This window comes from Acrocarpospora corrugata (genome assembly GCF_009687845.1).
Lineage (GTDB): Bacteria > Actinomycetota > Actinomycetes > Streptosporangiales > Streptosporangiaceae > Acrocarpospora > Acrocarpospora corrugata.
The window spans coordinates 167,548-187,047 of sequence record NZ_BLAD01000047.1; the positions used below are offsets into that span (position 1 = coordinate 167,548).

Below are 19,500 nucleotides of genomic sequence, written 5' to 3' on the forward strand. Positions count from 1 at the left end.
ACGCTAGCGAGCGGCGGATGAGCGTCCCGCCAACGCCCGGTTAGCTGTCGCGCCGAGCACCAGCGCGATCGCCGCCGGGGCGGCGATCAGTGACCCCACGGTGTCGGTCGGGTAGTGAACGCCCAGGTAGATCCGGGCGAACATCTGCGCGACGACGACCAGGGCGCCGATCACGACGGCGTACGGGCGGCGGATCAGCAGCGCGACGGCGATCATGATCGACAGGGTCAGGCAGACGTGGCCGCTCGGGAAGCTGGTGTCGCCGAGCTGGCTGATCAGCGCCCGCGCGGCCGGGGGCCGGGGACGGGTGACGAGGATCTTCAGCAGCATGCCGGCTCCCCAGCCCGCGAGGATGACCGCCAGGCTCCGCCAGGCCGCGGCGGCCCGGCCGGTCAGAGCCAGCGTCACGACCAGCACGAAGACGATGATCACGCCGGCGAGGGTGCTGAAGCCGATGTCGAGCACCCGAGCCGCCACCGTCAGCCACGGCGTCCTGACCGACTGGATCGCCCGGCCGGCCGCGGCGTCCCGCGCCGTCCATTCCGGCGAGCGGGAGGCGAACCCCAGCAGCGTCACGAAGGCCAGCGAGGCGAGGCCCACCAGCAGCCTGACCTGCATTTTCGGACGCGGCGGATCCAGCTCTCGGTCTGGCCGGCCGTTGGTCACGCGTAGTCCCCGAGTCACAGGGCCACCGTAGGAACGGCCTGGTCAGCGCCCGCTGAACGAATGGTTAACGCAGCGTTCACTTTCAGTCCGGCAAGCCCAAGGTGGCCGATCAGCCGGAGGTTAGCGGGGCGGTTACCTGTGAGCTGCGACGATGCGGGGCATGAAAGCTGAGGGGACGCCGCTCCGGCGCAGGGCGCTGACGGCGATCGTGGCCGTGACCGCGCTGGCGGTGGCGCTGTTCGCGGCTCCGCTGGCGCTGTCGGTGAATCAGCTCTACCACGACGAGACAGTGGCGGCTCTGCAGCGCGACGCCGTGTGGATCGCCGCGGCGATCCCGGACGACGTGGGCAGCGACCCGAGCCTGCCGCTGGTGCTGCCGCGTGACATCTCCTCTGATCTGACCGTCGGCGTCTACACGGTCGACGGGCGGCGGCTGTTCGGGTCGGGGCCCGGCGTCTCGGCCTTCGCCGCGAGCAGCCGGGACGGGCGCACCCACCAGGCCGTCGAGGACGCCTTCCTCGTCGTGACCGCGCCGATCCCCTCCGACGAGGGGATATCCCTCACGGTCCGGGTGGCCACGCCGTACGACTCGGTGGCGGACGCGGTGCACCGGGCGTGGCTGCTGATGGCCGTGCTCGGGGTGATCGCGCTCGGGCTGGCGGCGGCGATGGCGATCTACCTGTCCCGCCGGCTGGCCATCCCGCTGGAGCGCCTGACGAGCGCCGCGCAGCAGCTCGGCGACGGCGACTTCACGGTCCGCGCCCCGCGTTCCGGGCTGCGTGAGGCCGACCAGGCCGGGCTGGCGCTGGAGGCGACCGCCCGCCGGCTGGGCGACGTGCTGGCCCGCGAGCGGGCCTTCAGCGCCGATGTGTCGCACCAGCTCCGCACCGGGCTGACCGGCCTGCTGCTGGGCCTGGAGTCGGCGCTCACCTGCCCGGCCGCCGATCGGGCCGACGCCATCAGGAACGCGCTGACGCGGGGCGAGCGGCTGCGGACGATCATCGAGGATCTGGTCACCCTCAGCCGCGACAGCCGTACCGGCGGGGATCCGCTCGACGTGCCGGCCCTGACGGCGGAGGTACACGAGGACTGGCACGGCCTGCTGGCGGAGCGGGGCCGCCGCCTGACGGTCAGGGTCGAGCCCGACCTGCCCGCGCTGACGGCGTCGCTGGCGGCGGTCCGGCAGATCCTCCTGGTGCTGATGGACAATGCGATGCGGCACGGCGCCGGCGAGGTGGTGCTCACCGTCCGACCCGTCCAGGAAGGCCCGGCGGGCGGGCAGGTCCAGTCGCACGGCGCCCGCCGTCAGCAGCCGTTCCTGCGGCAGTACGGCCTGGCGGCGCAGGTGCGCCCGCAGCCGCGCCATCAGCTCGGCCAGCCGGAACGGTTTCGTCAGGTAGTCGTCCGCGCCCGCGTCGAGGGCGACCACCACGTCGAGTTCCTCGGTCCGCGCGGTGAGTACGACGATCACCGCCTCCGGGACCGTCAGGCGGAGCTTGCGGCAGACCACCACGCCGTCCAGGTCGGGCAGGCCGAGATCCAGCAGGACGAGGTCGGGCGGGTTGGCCTGGGCGCTCTCCATCGCCGCGCGCCCGTTGACGGCGAGCGTCGGCGCGTATCCGTTGACGTTCAGCGCCTCGGTCAGCTCGGCGCCGATCACCACGTCGTCCTCCACGACCAGCACGTTCGCAGCAGCCATGCCCCCGATCGTAGGTCGTCGGCCGCCCCGCATCAGGACGGCCTGCCGTGCGCCGGGGCCGTCACCTCCGCTGCCGCCTGCCGGAGCGCGTGCCGGCAGGCCCTGATGGCGGGGTGCCGGCCGCGGCCCCGCCGGACCGCCGTGAAGACGCGGCGGGCGCGCTGGCCCGGCGGGAGTCGCCGCAGGGCGACGGTCGGGGGCTGCCCGATCCAGACCAGGTCGGGGAGGAGGGCGACGGCGTGGCCCTGTTCGACCAGGCGGCGGTGGATCAGGAGGTCGGTGGTCTCGAAGCGTACGTCGGGTTCGAAGCCGGCGTTGCGGCACAGGGTCATGGCCCAGTGGCGGGCGAAGGTGCCCTCGGGTTCCATCGCCCAGGGATGGGCGGCGAGTGAGCTCAGCGGCACCGTGGCGGGGGCCGGTTCGGGGAGGGCGAGGTGGAGTGGGTCGTCGAGCAGGTCCTCCTGTTCCAGTTCGGCGGGGCGGGGGTTGGGGTTGCCCGGGTATTCCTCGGCGATGACCAGGTCGAAGTCGCGGGCCTGCAGGGCGGGGAGAGCGGTTTCTGGGGGCATCTGGGTGACGTGCAGGCGAAGGCCGGGGTGCAGGTCGCGCAGGAGGCTCAGCGCGCCGGGCACCAGGGCGAGGGCCGCGGTCTGGAACGAGGCGATGCGCAGTGTTCCGGTCAGGTCGGTCAGCGATGCGGCGATGTCGGCCTGGGCGCGTTCCAGGCGTTCCAGCACCGCCTCGGTGTGGGCGACGAGGATCTCGGCCTGCTCGGTCAGCCGTACCCGGCGGCCGATCGGCTCCAGCAGGCGGACTCCTACCTCCGTCTCCAGCTGGGAGAGCTGCTGGGAGACCGAGGACGGGCTGTAGGAGAGGGCGGCGGCGACGGCGGCCAGGGTGCCGCGGTGTTTGAGTTCACGTAGCAGGCGGAGTCGGTGCAGGTCGAACATGGCGGGCCTTTATTGGTTGGGTTCTCTGATGAATATAGGTCGGAAACATTCGCTGGAGCGATGGGAGGTGGGTGCCGCAGGCTGGCGGTGTGCCTGAAATGTGGTTCGCGCGGCCTGCCGCCAGGGCCTGGACCTGCGCTCCCGTCCCCGCCGGGGCGCGGGAGTTCCACGCCTCCCTGCCCGGATACGCTCCCACTCCGCTGATCGAACTTCCCCGGCTCGCCGCCGAGCTCGGGGTGGGGCGGGTCTTCGTCAAGGACGAGTCGTCGCGGCTGGGGCTGCCCGCGTTCAAGGCGCTGGGGTCGTCGTGGGCGGTGCACCGCGCCCTCGCCGAGCGCTCGCCGGCGGATGCTCTCACGCTGGTGGCCGCCACCGACGGCAACCATGGGCGTGCCGTCGCCCATCTGGCGCGCCTGCTTGGCCTGCGTGCGCGTATCTTCGTGCCGCGTGGTGTGCATCCGGACGCGGTGGCGGCCATCGCGGCCGAGCAGGCGGAGGTCGTCAGGGTCGCGGGGTCGTATGACGACGCCGTGCGCGAGGCGGCGGCCGTGCCGGACGCGATCCTGATCCAGGACACGGCCTGGCCGGGCTATGAGCGGATTCCCGGCTGGATCGTCGAGGGGTATTCTACTCTTTGCGCAGAAATCGACGAGCGGCTGTCGCCTGATCTGGTGGTCATCCCGGTGGGTGTGGGATCGCTGGCGCAGGCCGTCGTCGCTCATTACCGCAGCCGGCCGGCCGGGCGAGCCCCGGCGCTGCTGGCGGTGGAGTCCACGGCCGCCGCCTGCGTCATGGAAAGCCTCGTCGCCGGTGAGGTGGTCAGTGTGGCCACCGGGGAGACCGTCATGGCCGGTCTGAACTGCGGTACCCCGTCCAGCATCGCCTGGCCGTACCTGCGGGACGGGCTGGACGCCGCCGTGACCGTCGCCGACGCCGACGCCGTCCGCGCGGCGGGTGATCTCGCCGCTCTCGGTGTCTCCGCCGGTCCCTGTGGGGCGGCGTCGCTCGCCGGGGTCCGCGCGGCGCTCACCGGGGACGGCGCGGGCCAGCGCCGCGCGGCGCTGGGCCTCGGTCCGGGGTCGACGGTGGTACTGCTGAGCACCGAGGGCAGCGCCGCCAACCCGACTCCTGGGGGACATGTCATGACAAGTCCGGACACGATCACTGTGAACGGTGAACGCCTGTGGCGGTCTTTGATGGATCTCGCCGAGGTCGGCGCGTACGACGACGAGCGCAGCGGCCTGCGCGGTGTCAACCGCCTCGCCCTCACCGACGCGGACGCCGAGGGGCGCCGCCTGGTCATCCGGTGGATGGAAGAGGCGGGGCTGGCCGTCCGGGTCGACCGGATGGGCAATATATACGGCCGCCGCGAAGGCTCTGATCCGGCTGCCGCGCCGGTGCTCACCGGGTCGCATCTCGACAGTGTCGCCACGGCGGGCGCCTTCGACGGCTGTCTCGGCGTGCTGGGCGGGATCGAGGTGGTGCGGACGCTGGACGAGCGCGGCATCACCACCCGGCGTCCCATCGAGGTCGGCGTCTTCACCGAGGAGGAGGGCGTGCGCTTCGGCACCGACATGCTCGGCAGCGCGGTCGCCGCCGGACGCCTCACCCAGGAGTACGCGCACGCGCTCACCGACCGAGCGGGGTCCACCCTCGGCGGCGAACTCACCCGTACCGGCTTCGACGGGACCGCCGACGTCCTGCTCGGCCCGCCGCACGCCTACGTCGAGTGCCACATCGAGCAGGGTCCTGTCCTGGCCGAGCACGGCGTCGAGATCGGCGTCGTCACCGGCGTCCAGGGCATCTCCTGGCAGGAGATCACCATCCACGGCCGCGCCGCGCACGCCGGGACCACCCCCACCCACCTGCGCGCCGACGCGGGCCTGGCTGCGGCCCAGATCATCGTGCGGCTTCGGGCCATGGTCGACTCCGGCGAGTACGGCGACCTGCGCGCCACGGTCGGCCACCTCGCCGTGCACCCGGACCTGACCAACATCGTCCCGGCCCGCGCGAGGCTCACCGTCGACCTGCGCAACCCCGACGATGCCCAGATGGCCCGCGCCGAGGAAGCCCTCGCCGCCTTCCTGCGCAGCCTGGAAGGCATCCAGTTCACCACCCGCCGCATGGCCAGGACTGGATATGTCCCCTTCGACGAGGACGTGCGGAAGACCATCGCGCAGGCGGCCGACGACCACGGCCTGGCGCACATCTCGCTGCTCTCCGGCGCCGGGCACGACGCCCAGGAGATCGCCGCGCTCTCCCCCACCGCGATGATTTTCGTACGCGGCGAGTACGACGGCATCAGCCACAACCCCCGCGAATACTCCACTCCCGAGGCGTGCGCGCACGGCGTCGACGTCCTCGCCACCACCCTGCTCCGCCTCGCGAACCGGGACTGATCCATGCGCACAGATCCCGCCGCCCTCCTCGCCCGGCTCATCGCCATCGACTCCGTCAACCCCGAGCTGTCGCCCGGCAGCAGGGGCGAGACCGGTATCGCCGACTTCTGCGGCGACTGGCTGGCCTCCCGCGGCTTCGAGGTGCACCGCCTGGAGCGACGCCCCGGCCGCCCTTCGCTGGTCGCGATCGCCCGGGGCACCGGCGGCGGCCGCTCGCTGATGCTCAACGGGCATCTCGACACCGTCGGCCTGACCGGCTACGACGGCGACCCCCTGGAACCGCGGATCCACGACGGCAAGATGTTCGGGCGCGGTTCCTTCGACATGAAGAGCGGCCTCGCGGCCATGATGACCGCCGCCGTACGCGCCCGGGGACGCCTCCGGGGGGACGTCATCCTGGCCTGCGTCGCCGACGAGGAGCACGGCAGCCTCGGCACCGAGGAGGTGCTCGGCTCCTTCACCGCCGACGCGGCGATCGTGACCGAGCCGAGCCATCTCGAAGTGACCCTCGCGCACAAGGGCTTCGCCTGGTTCGACGTGGAGATCGAAGGCCGGGCGGCGCACGGCTCCCGTCCAGAACTGGGCGTCGACGCCATCGCCAAGGCCGGTCACTTCCTCGTCGCCCTGGAGGAGCTGGGGCGGGAACTCGCCCGGGGGCCGGCGCATCCGCTGCTGGGGACGGGGACGGTGCACGCGTCGGTCATCCGGGGCGGGGAGGAGCCGTCCACCTACCCGGCGCACTGCCACGTCACGCTGGAGCGCCGCACCGTACCCGGCGAAGACGCCGACACCGTGGAACGGGAACTGACCGCGATCCTTGATCGCCTGGCCGCGACGGTCACGGACTTCCGCTACCAATTGTCCCGGGGCCTGCACCGCGAGCCCTTCGCAGCCGACCCGGAGGCCGAGATCGTACGCACCCTCACCCGCCACGCGGCGAGAGCCCTCGGCCACCCACCCACCGTCCGGGCCGAACCGTTCTGGACCGACTGCGCGCTGCTGGACAGGGCGGGCATTCCCTGCCTGCTCTTCGGCGTCGACGGCGGGGGCGCCCACGCGGCCACCGAATGGGTCGGCCTCGCCTCCCTGCACCGGACGGCCGACATCCTCACCGACACCGTCACCGACTTCTGCTCCTGACCGCGAATGCCGCGCGACCCTCCTGGCCTCGAAGTCCATGTCGCCACCGCCAGGCATGGCCGGCGCCGTCCACGATGGTGACACAACTTGCGCGACACGCACATATTGCGTGTGACGCAATTTCAGGTAGGGTCGTCCCATGAACGAGGACGCCATGGACCTGCGGGCGCGCAACAAGCAGGTCACCCGGGAGGCGATCAGCCACGCCGCGCTGCGGCTGGCCATCGAGCAGGGTCCGAGCGGGCTGGCGCTGGTCCGCGTCACCGACATCGCCACGGCCGCCGGGGTCTCGCCGCGCACCTACAACAACTACTTCTCCAGCAGGGAGGAGGCGATCTGCTCCTTCCAGGCCGACCAGTCCAGGCGGGTGGGGCAGGCGCTGCGTGCCCGGCCCGACGGCGAGCCGCTGGACCGGGCCGTCATCGCGGCAGTGATCGAGCTCTACACCGACCCCGAGCCGGACAGGGCGGGCCTGGGCATGATCATGTCGACGCCCGAGCTGGAGGGCGAGGCGCTGAAGGCGTTCAGCATGGCCGAAGGGCCGCTCGCCGAGGCGATCGCGGCGCGTACGGGCATCGACCCGGGACGCGACCTGTTCCCCGCCGTCACGGCCGCCGCGGTCGCCGGCGCCATCCGGGTCGCGGGGCGGTACTGGCTCCAGCCCGGCAACAGCGGCCCCTTCGCCGACGTCCTGCGGGGCGCCCTGTCCTGCGTCATTCCCGCCGCGCCGCGCGGTCAGTGAAAGGAACACCGGGCATGCGTGCCAAAGGCATCAACTTCGATACCGGCTTCGCGGACTCGTACGCCCGCCGCGCCGGGTGGAGCACCCGGGAGCCGTTCGACCCCACAGTGGTCGAACGTGAGATGCGCGTCATCCGGGAGGATCTGCACTGCACCGCCGTACGGATCACGGGGGGTGACCCCGAGCGGCTCAAGGTCGCCGCCGGTTACGCCGCGGCGGCCGGGCTGGAAGTCTGGTTGTGCCCGTTCACCTGCGACATCACCGCCGACGAACTGCTCGCCGTGATCGCCGACTGCGCGGAGTACGGCGAAGTGCTGCGCCGCCGGGGGGCCGAGGTCGTCCTGGTCACCGGCTCGGAGCTGAGCCTGGTCACCGACGGATTCCTGCCCGGCGCGACGTTCCGGGACCGGATCCCCCTGCTGACCCGGCCGGAGCGCCTGCGCGAGGTGATCCCGCTGGTGCCCGGCCGCGTCAACGCCTTCCTCGGCAAGGCGGTGGCGGTCGCCCGCGAGCGGTTCGGCGGCCGGATCAGCTACTCCTCGCTTCCGTTCGAGCAGGTCGACTGGACGCCCTTCGACATCATCGCCACCGACGCCGGCTACCGTTCCGCCGCCACCGCCGCCACCTACCGCGAGAGCGTCCGCGCCCTGGTCGCGCAGGGCAGGGCGCTGGGCAAGCCGGTGTCGATCAACGAGTTCGGGTGCGTCACCCACCGTGGCGCCGCCGACCTGGGCGAACGCGGCGACTCGATCATCGATTGGGGAGACGACGGCGCGCCTACCGGCCTGACCGGCGACCCCGTCCGCGACGAGCACGAGCAGGCGGCCTACCTGCGCGAGGTGCTGGACATCCTCGACGCCGAGGGCGTCGACAGCGCCTTCTGGTACACCTTCGCCAGATACGACCTGCCGCACCGCGACGACCCTCGCATGGACTTCGACCTGGCCAGCCCCGGCGTGGTGAAGGTCCTGGAGGGCCGTCGCGGCACGACCTACCCCGACCTGCCCTGGGAACCGAAGGCCGCGTTCACCGCCCTGGCCGACTGGCGACCTTGATCAGCCACCGGAGGGCCCGAGCGGCGCCCCGGTGCTGTCGACCAGCCGGCAGGCGGCCACAGGCCCGGTGGAGACGCGCGCCCAGATTCCGGCGACGGTGGCGCCCGGAGTGTCGGAGACGCTGAACTCCAGCACCGCGGTCTGGCCGTCCTTGACCACCCGGGGGTCGATCGTGAAGCCCACCTGGCCTTCCTCGGGTACCGGCCAGAGAGTGAGTGGGGCCTCCTCTTCGGACAGGAAACTCTCGCTGCGCGGCTGCGGGCTGCACTTCTTCCCCATCGGGATGTAGTCCACGACCGCGTTGAGACCCATCCCCCGAAGGTCCGCCTCCAGGCCCTCGGGGTTCTTGGCCTCGTCGATGGTGATGTGGATGGTGCCGTCCGCCTTCTTGGTGACGGCGTAGGCCGCGCCGCCGGAGAGCAGCGGCAGGGTGATCGCCACGGCAGCGGCGGCGGCCAGCACCGGGGCCAGGACGGCCGGGCGCGGCAGCCGCCGCTTCCGCTTGGCGGGCTTGATCTCGCTCATCACGAACTCCTTGAGCTGTCGGCACCGGTCGCCCGGAAGTTCCGGCTGGTACGGCAGCAGCCGGGCCAGCTCTTCCCGCTCACCTGCGTTCATCGGTTCTCCTCCCGAGCGGACCGGACCGCGGGAACGCGGTCACCCCTTACCTGTTCCGCCGGCCGGGGTGGTTCCCGATCGGCCACGGAAGCTTCGAGTTTCCTTCGCGCCCGGGACAGCCGGGACCGAACCGTGCCCACCGAGATGTCCAGGGCACGCGCCGCCTCCGCGTAGCCGAGCCCCGAGCCGACGACCAGCGCGAACACCTCCTGCTCCTGGCGGCGCAGGGTGCCGAAGGCCCGCTGGACCGCGGCCAGCCGCTCGGCGTCGTCGGCCCGCCCCACCACCTCGTCGGCGAAGTCGGGGACCTGTTCCGCCCGGGGCAGCCGGGCCAGCGCGTCATCGTGGCGGCGGGCGGCCCGCCGGGTGTTCCTGGCGACGTTGGTGGCGATGCCCAGCAGCCACGGCCGCAGCGAGCCGCCGCCGGCGTCGATCCGGTGCCGCAGCCGCCAGGCTTCCAGGAAGGTCAGCGACAGCACGTCCTCGGCCGCCGACTGGTTGCCCGTCAGGCGGAAGGCATGGCCGTACACCGATCGGGCGAACTCATCGAAGAGCTGCTCGAACGCCTCTGCATCCCCGCCACGTATCCGGTCGCGTATCGACATGTCCACATACAGGAACTGTCCGCAGCCCGGGCCGGGTTCCGGGTTCAGGCGCTCGGGGGTGCGTCGAAGGCGCGCCGGTACTCGGTGGGGGTCACGCCGACCTGCTGGGTGAAGTGGCGGCGCAGGTTGGTCGCCGTGCCCAGGCCGCTGTGCTCGCTGATCTTCTCGATCGGCAGGGAGGTGGTCTCCAGCAGGGTCTGGGCGCGGGCGATCCGCTGGTTGAGCAGCCACTTCAAGGGGGTGGTGCCGGTGACGGACTGGAGACGCCGGTAGAAGGTCCGGGTGCTCAGACCGGCCTGCCTGGCCAGTTCGTCGACGGTGAGCGGCCGATCGAGGTGTTCGATGGCCCACTGGAGCACGGGCCCGAGGCTCTCGTCGTCGGTGACCGGCACGGCCAGGTCGATGAACTGGGCCTGACCGCCGAAGCGGTGGGCGGGGACCACCATCCGCCGGGCCAGCTGGTTGGCCACGTGCGCGCCCAGGTCGCAGCGGACCAGGTGCAGGCAGAGGTCCAGCCCCGCGCTCATGCCGGCGCTGGTGAGCACGTCGCAGTCGTCGACGTAGAGCACCGAGCTGTCGACCCGCACCTTGGGGTATCGCTTGGCCATCTCGTCGGCGTACATCCAGTGGGTGGTGGCCCGGCGGCCGTCGAGGAGCCCGGCTTCGGCGAGGGCGAACGCGCCGCAGCACAGCGACACCATGCGCGCGCCGGCGTCGGCGGCCCGGCGCAGCTCCTCGACCAGCCCCGGCGCGAACGGCTTGCCCTGGGCCACGGCTTCCGGCACGGCCGCGACGATCACGGTGTCGGCGTCGGCCAGGTCCGCGAACCGGTAGGGGGTGCGCAGCGAGAAGCCCTGCTCGACGACGGGCGTGTCCGCCGCGCACAGACGCAGGTCGTACCAGGGGTCGGCCAGGTCGGGTTGCGGCATGCCGAACACCGAGCACGGGACTGCTATCTCGTACATGTCCCACATGCATGAGCTGATGTCGCCGGCCACGGCGATCGCGACGGATCCGGGTGCCATGACCGAGATCGTACGGCAGGAATCGTTCGAAGATAGTCAGTCCTGCCACTGTCGAGGGTCTGCCGACGGGTGCGAACGTAGTCACCGGAAAGATCGACACGGGGAGGAAAAATGCGGAAATCAGAGGCGCCGGTCACGGTGATCGGCCTGGGGTTGATGGGTCAGGCGCTGGCGGGAACGTTCCTGCGGAACGGGCATCCCACGACCGTGTGGAACCGCTCGGCGGGCAAGGCCGACCAGTTGGTCGCTCAGGGCGCGGTCCGTGCGGGCTCGGCGCGGGACGCGGTGGTGGCGAGCCCGCTCGTGATCGTCTGCGTCTCGGACTACGCGGCGGTTCGCGAGTTGCTCGATCCGCTGGGGGACGTTCTGGCGGGCCGGGTTCTGGTTAGCCTGACCTCAGGTACTTCCGAGGAGGCCCGGGAGACCGCCCAATGGGCGGCGCGGCAGGGTGGCGCCTATCTCGACGGCGCGATCATGACCGGTCCCCAAGGTGTCGGCACGGCTGAGGCCCTGCTTCTTTACAGCGGGCCGAAGGCAGCCTTCGAGACGCATGAGTCAGCGTTGCGGAGCCTCGGCGGGGAGACCACGTACCTCGGCGCCGACCATGGCCTTTCGTCCTTGTACGACATGTCGATGCTGACCCTCATGTGGAGCATCTTGAATGGCTTCCTGCACGGCGCCGCCTTGCTCGGCACGGCCGACGTGCCCGCCGCGACGTTCGCCCAGGCCGCCAAGAAGGGGATGCTGACCGTGGCCGACTGGTTGTCGTCCTACGCGGACCAGATCGACGGCGGCGAGTACCCGGCTCTCGATTCCACCATCGACACCCATCTGGCCGCGATGGAGCACCTCATCCACGAGAGCGTGACCCTCGGTATCAACGCCGAACTCCCCCGATTCATCAAAGCCCTCACCGACCGGGCTGTGGCCGGGGGACGCGGCAGCGACGGCTACGCGGCCCTGATCGAGCAGTTCCGCCAGCCATGACCGGCCGCCAGACGGTCCAGAGGACTCGTGCCCGGCAACGGCTGCATGGCGAGTCTCCAGGCTCAACGGCGCGCAACCGCCCCGACGTCGTCAGAGATCGCCGTCCCTTTCCCCCGGGCCCCACCCACTGAGTAGGGTCTGGTCGTGCTGCATGTGCGCGTGATCAGTCCAGCGGAGCGTACCGACGAGGCGGTCGGCATGCTCCGGCAGGCGACCGGCCTGACCAACCTCGTGGTGCTGCCCGGCGTGGCGCGTGAGCCGGCGGGTGACCTCGTCCTTTTCGACATCGCCAGGGAGGCCGCCAACGGGGTGATCGAGCGGCTCACCGAGCTGGGCCTGTCGACGGCCGGGTCGATCGCGGTCGAAAACGTGGACCTGTCCCTGTCCGATGCCGCGAACAGGGCGAAGGAGGCGGCTCCGGGCGCCGGTGATGACGCGGTCCTCTGGGAGGAACTGGCCCGGCGAGTGGACGACGACTCGCAGACAACGTGGGCCTACCTCGCCTTCCTCGCCATCGCCACGCAGCTCGCCGCGATCGGCGTGGTGGTCGCCTCCCCCATCCTGATCGTGGGCGCGATGGTGCTCGGCCCGGAGTTCGGCGCGATCGCGGCCATCTGCTTCGGCCTGCTGCGCCGCCGCCCCGCACTGATCGTCAAGGCGATCCGCGCCCTGGCCCTCGGCTTCGGCACCGCGATCGCGATCACTTTCGCCTGCGCGCTGGCCGCTCGCGGCCTGGGCTGGATCAACGCGGACATGCTCAGCGGCCACTCCGAAGTCGAGTTCATCGTAAAACCCGATAAATGGTCATTCATAGTCGCGCTCCTCGCCGGCGCCGCCGGAGTCCTGTCGATCACCGCAGACAAGTCCTCCACCCTGGTCGGCGTCTTCATCTCGGTCACCACCGTCCCGGCCGCCGGCTACGCCTCCGTCGCCCTAGCCTTGGGCGCGTGGCAGGACGTCGGCGGCTCCGCCCTCCAACTGGCCGTCAACATCGCCGGCATGGTCCTGTCCGGCACCCTCACCCTGCTCACCCAGCGCCTCCTCTGGTCCCGTTACGGCCTCCCCGCACCCCTCAACCGACGAGACCGAACACGAGGCGACCGCCCTTAGAATCCGCAGCGAATTATTCGACGCCGAGTCCTCATTCACCACTCTGCCGTCCGGACGGCACGCGAGACCCGCTTTCACCCCGCAGCGCCGCCCGACGCCAGGTTCGTTGGATTCCCCGTGGTCGAGGATGACGCGGCCCGTGACCTGGTCAGCTCGCTTTGAACAACCCGATGGAGAAGCACTTCCCCCGCTGCGCGGAAAGGCCAGACGGCCCGTCGTCCAGTCCTTCCCCGGTGTGGGGGCGGGTTTGGGATGGTTAGTCGTCCTTGGGTTCGTCGGCGGGGCTGAAGTGTTGTACGCCGAAAGCGATTGCCATGGCGATGTCTTCGTCGCTGGTGCCCCAGGTGGCCTGGATTACTGAGCCCCAAGCGTGGCAGCTGCGGGTGGCGAACTCCTTGACGTCTGGGGCGTTCTGCCACGTTGCCGGGTCGAGATTTTCGCCGCGCAGGTGGCGGTCCAGGCCGAGTAGGGCTAGGTCCCAGCCGCCGCCGATGCCGATTGTGCCGCCGGGGCCGTAGGTGCGGATCAGTTCGTCGACGATTTCGGCGGGGGAGGTGTGTTCCAGTTCCAGGATTGTGTTGCCGGTCGGGCCGCTGGAGAGGCGGACTTCGAGTTCGGTGGCCATGCCTTCCCCGAAGGACCAGGTCACTTTGACCAGGTGGGGTTGCTCGCAGCGGAGGATCTCACCGCCCGCGTTGCCTTCGAGTTGGTACGTGCCGCCGAGGCGGAGGTCGCCGGTGATGGGGGCGAGCCAGCGGCTGATCCGGTCGGCGGAGGTACACGCGTCCCAGACGTCCTCGATTGAGGCGTCATAACTGCGGCGCAGCAGGAGTGAGCGGCCCGGGCCGGTGGCGACGGGGGTTTCGCCGAGCTCACGATGGGTGGCGTTGATCTGATTGACGATGTCGATCACGTAGTTTCCTGTCCTTTCATCCGAGGATGTCGTGCACCAGCGGATAGTTTCAGTTGTGGCTTATATAAGTCAACTGTGAAGTTCTGGGTCGATCCGGCTGCGGAGGAGTGCGGAGATCGCGGAGACCCACGCCCAGGCGGCCACGATGGTGAGGGCGAAAGTCACGTTGACCGCGGGGTTGCCGCCGCCGGCGGGGACGGCCATGAAGCCGAGCAGGAAGGCCGCGCCGGTGGCCGCGGAGTAGAGCGCCCAGCCGCGCTGGCGGTCCGCGGAGAAGTGGCGGGCCAGGACGAAGCACCCGGCGATCAGGGCGAGGAAGCCGAGAGCGGAGACGCCGAAGTGGATGAGGCCGGGGCCGCTCACCTGCTGGGGCGGGCCCGTTGGTGTGCCTGGCGGGAAGCCGTCCACGGGGTCGGCCGGGAACAGTCCGGCCGTGAAGACCGCCGTACCGTACAGGCCGACCAGTAGCGGGCCCCAGGTCGCGCCCCGGCCAGGATGCAGGGCGCGCCGCATTCCGATCGCGCCCGCCACGGTCAGCAGGCCGGTGAGGAGGAAGTTGGCGATCTGGATCCAGCCGAGTTCGCCGTTGCTCATCAGGCTGAGGGGGTGCCGGGTGATGTCGAAACCGTCCCGGATGAACAGCTGGATCAGGCCGGCGCCGACATAGATCGGGCCCGCGGCCATGCCACAGGCCAGCAGTCTCGTGGTCGCTCTGGTGGTGGTGTCGATGCCGCTCACCGTGCCCTCCATGGGGGCCGCAGCCTGGGGGAACCGGGCCGGTGAAGCTTCGCGATCATGTGTGCTCCTGGTCGTTGTCGGTCGGCTCGGTGGCCGTTGGTTCATCAGTTGACGTGCCCGCGGCGTCTGTCCTGGGGCGGTCGCGCCTGCCTTGGGTGAGTTCGGTGGCCAATGCGTCCAGGTGTCGGCTCCAGAACCGGCGGAAGTGCTCCAGCCACATGCGCACCGTGCCAGTATTGCGGCGTGGCTTATATAAGTCAACAGATATATTCGACCAGTCTTATCTACACGGCCGAGCCCGGGGGCGGCAGCGGTCGTGGCCTGGGCGAGCAGGTGCCGTACCAGATCAGCGAGCTTGATTCGGCCTGTGTCCTGATTTGCGATGAATGCGAATTAGGAATGCTTTGGTTGGGATTTATTGTTACAAGTCGTTCCTCTTGAAGTGTGGGGATGATCTATGTTTCGTGCTCCTCTTTGCAGGGGTATTTCTAGCCGTGTTTCGCCACTCTGGCATAACAACCCTTAAATGTTCAGATCCCCCGCGACCGAGGAGACCCCCGATGCGCACCCCGGACGACTTGGACCGTACGCAGCCCGCCGCCTGCCGGGAGGACCCGGGGATCGCCGTCCCGATCTCGGTTTCGACGATCCGCAGAAAGTTACTCGCATTTGTACTGCTGGCCGCAGCGTCGTCCGCCGCGGATTCGCCGGAATGGCTCACGCTGGTGCTGATTATCACGAGTGCCGCCATACCGCTCGCCCTGGGGGTATTGGGCGGCGCGGAAGCCGTCCGCGCCCTTTTCCTGCTGCCGCCACGGTCTGCTCCACCTGCCACCATCCGAAAGGAAGATCTCATATGACCGAGCACGCCCAGCGGCGCGTCCCGCAGCCGCAACGCAACGGCCAGGGCGGCACCGACACCGGCCCCAGGAACATCGAGCTGGACCTGCAGAACCCGGACATGCTCACGCCGCCGGAGACCGACCACGGCACCCTGCCCAACATGAAGTTCTCCTTCTCCATGGCGCACACCCGGCTGGAGGAGGGCGGCTGGACCCGCGAGATCACCCAGCGGGAGCTGCCGATCGCCACCACCCTGGCCGGGGTGGACATGAAGCTGAATCCGGGCGCCTACCGTGAGCTGCACTGGCACAAGGAAGCCGAGTGGGCCTACGTGCTGGAGGGGAGTTGCCGGATCGGCGCGGTCGACCAGGAGGGCCGCAACTTCCTGGACGACGTGCGGAAGGGCGACCTGTGGTTCTTCCCCAAGGGGATCCCGCACTACATCCAGGCGCTGGAGGAGGGGGTGGAGTTCCTGCTGGTCTTCGACGACGGCCAGTTCTCGGAGAACTCCACCTTCATGATGAGCGACTTCTTCGCGCACACGCCCAAGAGCGTCCTGGCGAAGAACTTCGGCTGGACGCCGGACCAGATGGCGAACATGCCGGAGCGGGAGAAGTACATCTTCAAGGGCGAGGTGCCGCCGTCCCTGGAATCCGACAAGGTCGTCAGCCCCACCGGCGACGTGCCGAACTGGTTCTCGCACCGGATGCTCGCCCAGCAGCCGCAGCACTTCTCCGGCGGGACTTTCCGGATCGCCGACTCCACCACCTTCAAGGCGTCCACCACCATCTCCGCCGCGCTGGTGGAGATCCAGCCGGGCGGGATGCGCGAGCTGCACTGGCACCCGACCAACGACGAATGGCAGTACTACATCTCCGGTTTCGGGCGGATGGGAGTGTTCGCCAGCTCGGGGCTGGCCCGTACGTTCGACTTCCGGGCGGGCGACGTCGGCTACGTGCCCTTCGCCTACGGGCACTACATCGAGAACCTGGGGAACGAGCCGCTGGTCTTCCTGGAGATGTTCCGCCACCCGCGGTTCGAGGACGTCTCCGCCATGCAGTGGATGGCCAACCTGCCGCCCCAGGTCAGCGCGGACACGATCAACATGCCCCGGTCGATGATCGAGGCGCTGCCGAAGGACAAGCGCCCCGTCATCTCGCAGAACCGCTGACCCCGTCGGGTGGGCGCCGGGGTCAGGTCAGGAGTCCCGTGGCGTACATGAGGAGCATTCCGGTGAGGATGCCGGTGATGCTGAGGGGATGCAGGAACCGCCCCCCGCGGTCCCGCACCGACGGCGCGATCTGGAGGATGACCTGCGCGATCGCGCCGACGCCGAGACCCAGCAGCAGCGCGGCGAGCGCGGGCTGCGTGGTGGCGGCGCCGAGCCAGGCGCCGAGGATGGCCGGGCCGCCGGCGATGAGCCCCAGGATGATCAGGCGCAGCGGTGCGGTGCGTTCCTCGCTGACCGGGGCGACGATGGCGAGGCCCTCGGTGGTGTTGTGGATCGCGAAGCCCGCGACGAGGGTCGCGCCCAGGGCGAGCGCGCCGACGGCGTAGGCCGAGCCGATCGCGAGTCCTTCGCCGAGGTTGTGCAGGCCGATGCCGACGGACACGAGCAGCGCCAGGCGGTAGCCGCCGGTCTGGCCTGGCCGCGCGACCATCCAGGACTGCACGCCGGCCAGCAGCAGGTAGGCGGCGATCGCGCCGATCGCCACCAGCCCGGCGCCGCCGAGCGCGCCCGCGCCGGCGTCGGCGACTTCCATTCCCTCCAGTGCCGCGTCGATCGCCAGCCAGGCGAGCAGCCCGATGGTCAGGGCCATCAGGGCGCGGATCCAGTGCGGAGGAACCCGCCGCAGCCACGGCAGCCAGAGCATGCCGATGGCCACCGGAATCAGGCCGACATAGGTTCCCAGAAGGGCCATCAGGCCGATGAATCCGGACGGGTCGGGGGTCAGGACGGCCACCGGGATCTCGTGGGCGACCACTCCCCCGGTGGAGGTGAGGAGCGACACCTCGTAGGCTTCGCCGTCGACCCACGGATAGGTGATCCGGACGCCGGCCGAGCCGAGGCGGCCGATCTCCGGTTCGCTGATGCGGAAGTCGGCGAAGGCGTCGTTGACGGCGACCTGGGCGAGCGTCACCGGGTCGGGGCCGGCGTTGCGGACGATGAGCTCGATGGAGCCCGCGCTAAGCACGGTCCGTTCCACCAGGAGCTCTTCGGCCGGCGGGCCGTTGCGGGCGGTCAGGCCAGGTCCGTCCAGTACGGCGAAGCCCACCACGGCCACGACGATGACGAGCAACGGCAGAAGACCGAGCAGCCAGGTGTTCAGTCGCACGTCACAAGCTCTTTTCGCAGGCGGTGGACGGGCCGCAGCCGGCCTCGAAGAAGCCCATCCAGCCGAGTTCGGCGAATTCCGACTGGTGCGCGTGGAACATGAAGCGGCCCTGCCGGGGGAACGTGATTTCGAGGATTCCGCGCTGGCCCTGGCACAGCATCACGGTGTCGGTGTGCTCGGCCGGGCGCATGGAGGTGCCGGTGGGATACCAGTCGAAGAAGTTCCCGTGGATGTGGAAGGAGTTGACCAGGTCGTACTCGAGGACGTTGACGAGGTAGATCCGCACCAGTTCGCCGACGGTGACCCGGACGGGCTCGTTCATGTAGGCGAAAGGGATGGTGTTGACCGCGTACAGCTCGTTGGCGCGGTCGAAATTGGTGTCGAATCCGTTCATCACCATCACGAGCTCGTCGGCCTCGGCGCGCGATTCCTTGGGATCTATGAGGAATACGCCGTATAAGCCCTTGGCGATGTGGTGCGCGAGTGGGGTCACGTGGCAGTGGTACAGGTGCAGGCCGAACGGCTCCGCGTCGAATTCGTAGACGGCCTGCTCGCCTGGCTGGACCAGGCCGAGGCCTATTCCCGCGGTTCCGTCGACCGCCGCCGCGTGCAGGCCGTGAAAGTGAATCGTGTGAGCGTGCGACGAATGATTGATCAGGGTGATTCGCAGGAGTTCGCCCTCATTCGCGCGAAGCGCGGGCCCGGGAATCCGGCCGTTGTACGTCCAGGCGGGGAAGGTGACCCCGGGAGCCACCTCGATCTCCTTCTCCTGGGCCACCAGGGTCCACTCGCGAAGCGTGCGCCCGTCGGCCAGGCGGGACGTCGTCCCCCGGTCGAAGTCCCTGATGAGGGTAGCCGGGTGGAACCCGTTCCTGCCGTTGTCCACCTGGGTCCCCGACCTGAAGCCGGCGTGCGCGGACCCCGCGGTGTGTGCCGGGCCATGCCGGTGGTCGCCTGGATCGGCGAGGGAGATAGTCGGCCTTCCGGTCAGGTGCGCGGCGACCGCACCCACGGAGGGAACCAGTGCGGCAATTGCGCTACGTCGCGAGATGTCTGACACACGAATCACGGTAAGTGGCCAAAGCCGCTATTTCAATGCGCAAATTATTTGCCCGAATATACCCCCATAAATCAGAGTATATTCGCCGGGGAAGGGGTCATCATTTGCGCGGTGCCTGACGCGGGATGGCCAGTTCGGTCGTCAGTGGCGAAGATGAGAAGGTCGAGGCTCGCGAGTAGCGTCGGGTGATCGTCACGATCTTGCGGCGGCGGTCGTCCGGGGCGGTGCGGCGCGCCACGTTCTGGTGGGTGCTGTTCAAGAACCCCTCTTCGATCACGTTCGGCGTGCACGCGGTCTGCACCCCCGGCACCTGACCCCGGGGGGCTACCGTCCCGGTTTCGCGAGTTTTCAGAATTTAGTAGCGGCCTGAATTCATTGGGAAAGTTTCAGAATTCAGCGCGGGCCGCCGATGTCGTGAAAGTTTCAGAACGCATTCCGCCGCGAGCTATATTCAATTCCATGTCGGCTTACGGTCAGGAGGCGGTGTGGCAATTATTGTGAGACGAATGGTGATCGCGTCAGCAGTGGCCGCGGTATGCGCGGCGGCTACGCAGGGCTGAAGGAGTTCTCACATCGTGAGACCGAGAGCGATCAGCGGGTTGCGGAAGTCGTCG

The 19,500-nt window shown here is 69.8% G+C and carries 18 protein-coding genes and 2 pseudogenes; 10 read left to right on the forward strand and 10 right to left on the reverse strand.

Going from position 1 to position 19,500, the window contains the following annotated elements:
• Positions 1–3 precede the first annotated feature (3 nt).
• On the reverse strand, positions 4–618 hold the full coding sequence (locus tag Acor_RS15145) for a phosphatase PAP2 family protein (protein WP_155337265.1): 615 nt from the start codon (positions 616–618) through the stop codon (positions 4–6).
• 715 nt (positions 619–1,333) lie between these two features.
• Here Acor_RS15145 and Acor_RS46280 point away from each other — a divergent pair.
• A pseudogene (locus tag Acor_RS46280) lies at positions 1,334–1,633 on the forward strand (HAMP domain-containing protein); the annotation flags it as partial.
• 399 nt (positions 1,634–2,032) lie between these two features.
• On the opposite strand, the pseudogene Acor_RS46285 reads toward Acor_RS46280, so the two are convergent.
• Positions 2,033–2,398 (reverse strand): annotated as a pseudogene (locus Acor_RS46285) (response regulator); the annotation flags it as partial.
• Entirely contained in the window at positions 2,398–3,315 is a 918-nt protein-coding gene (locus Acor_RS15160) for a LysR substrate-binding domain-containing protein (RefSeq protein ID WP_155337266.1), read from the reverse strand. The pseudogene Acor_RS46285 and the gene Acor_RS15160, both read right to left, overlap by 1 nt.
• A gap of 98 nt (positions 3,316–3,413) precedes the next feature.
• Between Acor_RS15160 and Acor_RS43250 the strand changes: the two genes are divergently transcribed.
• From Acor_RS43250 to Acor_RS15185, 4 genes are all read left to right on the forward strand, one after another.
• Positions 3,414–5,714 (forward strand): diaminopropionate ammonia-lyase, encoded by a 2,301-nt coding sequence (locus tag Acor_RS43250; protein ID WP_246238663.1) that lies wholly within the window; start codon positions 3,414–3,416, stop codon positions 5,712–5,714.
• 3 nt (positions 5,715–5,717) lie between these two features.
• Positions 5,718–6,854, forward strand: coding sequence for an ArgE/DapE family deacylase (locus Acor_RS15175; protein ID WP_155337267.1), 1,137 nt, complete (start codon positions 5,718–5,720; stop codon positions 6,852–6,854).
• A 139-nt stretch (positions 6,855–6,993) separates the two neighbouring features.
• A complete protein-coding gene (locus Acor_RS15180) occupies positions 6,994–7,596 on the forward strand; it encodes a TetR/AcrR family transcriptional regulator (RefSeq protein WP_155337268.1) in 603 nt (200 codons plus the stop codon).
• Between the two features lie 14 nt (positions 7,597–7,610).
• Positions 7,611–8,651, forward strand: a complete 1,041-nt coding sequence (locus Acor_RS15185) for a hypothetical protein (protein WP_155337269.1) — start codon at positions 7,611–7,613, stop codon at positions 8,649–8,651.
• On the opposite strand, the gene Acor_RS15190 is transcribed toward Acor_RS15185, so the two are convergent.
• From Acor_RS15190 to Acor_RS15200, 3 genes are read right to left on the reverse strand one after another with little or no spacing between them, the layout of a single operon-like run.
• Positions 8,652–9,269, reverse strand: a complete 618-nt coding sequence (locus tag Acor_RS15190) for a hypothetical protein (RefSeq protein WP_155337270.1) — start codon at positions 9,267–9,269, stop codon at positions 8,652–8,654.
• Positions 9,266–9,874, reverse strand: coding sequence for an RNA polymerase sigma factor (locus tag Acor_RS15195; protein WP_155337271.1), 609 nt, complete (start codon positions 9,872–9,874; stop codon positions 9,266–9,268). The genes Acor_RS15190 and Acor_RS15195 overlap by 4 nt, the downstream gene beginning before the upstream one ends.
• A 44-nt stretch (positions 9,875–9,918) precedes the next feature.
• Positions 9,919–10,899, reverse strand: coding sequence for a GlxA family transcriptional regulator (locus Acor_RS15200; protein ID WP_155337272.1), 981 nt, complete (start codon positions 10,897–10,899; stop codon positions 9,919–9,921).
• 111 nt (positions 10,900–11,010) lie between these two features.
• Between Acor_RS15200 and Acor_RS15205 the strand changes: the two genes are divergently transcribed.
• Positions 11,011–11,886: an NAD(P)-dependent oxidoreductase gene (locus tag Acor_RS15205; protein WP_155337273.1), complete on the forward strand. Its 876-nt coding sequence runs from the start codon at positions 11,011–11,013 to the stop codon at positions 11,884–11,886.
• A gap of 144 nt (positions 11,887–12,030) precedes the next feature.
• A complete protein-coding gene (locus tag Acor_RS15210; RefSeq protein WP_155337274.1) occupies positions 12,031–12,996 on the forward strand; it encodes a DUF389 domain-containing protein in 966 nt (321 codons plus the stop codon).
• A gap of 256 nt (positions 12,997–13,252) precedes the next feature.
• Here the strand turns inward: Acor_RS15210 and Acor_RS15215 are convergent, their stop codons facing one another.
• Both Acor_RS15215 and Acor_RS15220 read right to left on the reverse strand, forming a co-directional pair.
• Complete coding sequence (locus Acor_RS15215) at positions 13,253–13,909, reverse strand: SRPBCC family protein (protein ID WP_155337275.1); 657 nt, start codon at positions 13,907–13,909, stop codon at positions 13,253–13,255.
• A 69-nt stretch (positions 13,910–13,978) separates the two neighbouring features.
• Positions 13,979–14,647, reverse strand: coding sequence for a DUF998 domain-containing protein (locus tag Acor_RS15220; protein WP_246238660.1), 669 nt, complete (start codon positions 14,645–14,647; stop codon positions 13,979–13,981).
• Positions 14,648–15,207: 560 nt separating this feature from the next.
• Between Acor_RS15220 and Acor_RS15225 the strand changes: the two genes are divergently transcribed.
• Together Acor_RS15225 and Acor_RS15230 are read left to right on the forward strand one after the other, a co-directional pair.
• The gene (locus Acor_RS15225; RefSeq protein WP_155337277.1) at positions 15,208–15,507 is read left to right on the forward strand and encodes a hypothetical protein; all 300 of its coding nucleotides are present in this window, start codon (positions 15,208–15,210) and stop codon (positions 15,505–15,507) included.
• Positions 15,504–16,661: an oxalate decarboxylase family bicupin gene (locus Acor_RS15230; protein WP_155337278.1), complete on the forward strand. Its 1,158-nt coding sequence runs from the start codon at positions 15,504–15,506 to the stop codon at positions 16,659–16,661. The genes Acor_RS15225 and Acor_RS15230 overlap by 4 nt, the downstream gene beginning before the upstream one ends.
• A 22-nt stretch (positions 16,662–16,683) precedes the next feature.
• Here the strand turns inward: Acor_RS15230 and Acor_RS15235 are convergent, their stop codons facing one another.
• Positions 16,684–17,826 (reverse strand): ZIP family metal transporter, encoded by a 1,143-nt coding sequence (locus Acor_RS15235; protein ID WP_155337279.1) that lies wholly within the window; start codon positions 17,824–17,826, stop codon positions 16,684–16,686.
• Between the two features lies 1 nt (position 17,827).
• Positions 17,828–18,838: a multicopper oxidase domain-containing protein gene (locus Acor_RS15240; protein ID WP_218034299.1), complete on the reverse strand. Its 1,011-nt coding sequence runs from the start codon at positions 18,836–18,838 to the stop codon at positions 17,828–17,830.
• 233 nt (positions 18,839–19,071) lie between these two features.
• Here Acor_RS15240 and Acor_RS45435 point away from each other — a divergent pair, with 233 nt between their 5' ends.
• A complete protein-coding gene (locus tag Acor_RS45435; protein WP_281353224.1) occupies positions 19,072–19,200 on the forward strand; it encodes a hypothetical protein in 129 nt (42 codons plus the stop codon).
• The last annotated feature ends 300 nt before the right edge of the window (positions 19,201–19,500 follow it).

Bases quoted from the DNA above. Each gene is read 5' to 3' on its own strand.
- Acor_RS15225 (WP_155337277.1), top strand. From the start codon at position 15,208: ATGCGCACCCCGGACGACTTGGACCGTACGCAGCCCGCCGCCTGCCGG.
- Acor_RS43250 (WP_246238663.1), top strand. From the start codon at position 3,414: ATGTGGTTCGCGCGGCCTGCCGCCAGGGCCTGGACCTGCGCTCCCGTC.
- Acor_RS15190 (WP_155337270.1), bottom strand. From the start codon at position 9,269: ATGAACGCAGGTGAGCGGGAAGAGCTGGCCCGGCTGCTGCCGTACCAG.
- Acor_RS15205 (WP_155337273.1), top strand. From the start codon at position 11,011: ATGCGGAAATCAGAGGCGCCGGTCACGGTGATCGGCCTGGGGTTGATG.
- Acor_RS15145 (WP_155337265.1), bottom strand. From the start codon at position 618: ATGCAGGTCAGGCTGCTGGTGGGCCTCGCCTCGCTGGCCTTCGTGACG.
- Acor_RS15195 (WP_155337271.1), bottom strand. From the start codon at position 9,874: ATGTCGATACGCGACCGGATACGTGGCGGGGATGCAGAGGCGTTCGAG.
- Acor_RS15180 (WP_155337268.1), top strand. From the start codon at position 6,994: ATGAACGAGGACGCCATGGACCTGCGGGCGCGCAACAAGCAGGTCACC.
- Acor_RS15200 (WP_155337272.1), bottom strand. From the start codon at position 10,899: ATGGCACCCGGATCCGTCGCGATCGCCGTGGCCGGCGACATCAGCTCA.
- Acor_RS15175 (WP_155337267.1), top strand. From the start codon at position 5,718: ATGCGCACAGATCCCGCCGCCCTCCTCGCCCGGCTCATCGCCATCGAC.
- Acor_RS15230 (WP_155337278.1), top strand. From the start codon at position 15,504: ATGACCGAGCACGCCCAGCGGCGCGTCCCGCAGCCGCAACGCAACGGC.
- Acor_RS15185 (WP_155337269.1), top strand. From the start codon at position 7,611: ATGCGTGCCAAAGGCATCAACTTCGATACCGGCTTCGCGGACTCGTAC.
- Acor_RS15160 (WP_155337266.1), bottom strand. From the start codon at position 3,315: ATGTTCGACCTGCACCGACTCCGCCTGCTACGTGAACTCAAACACCGC.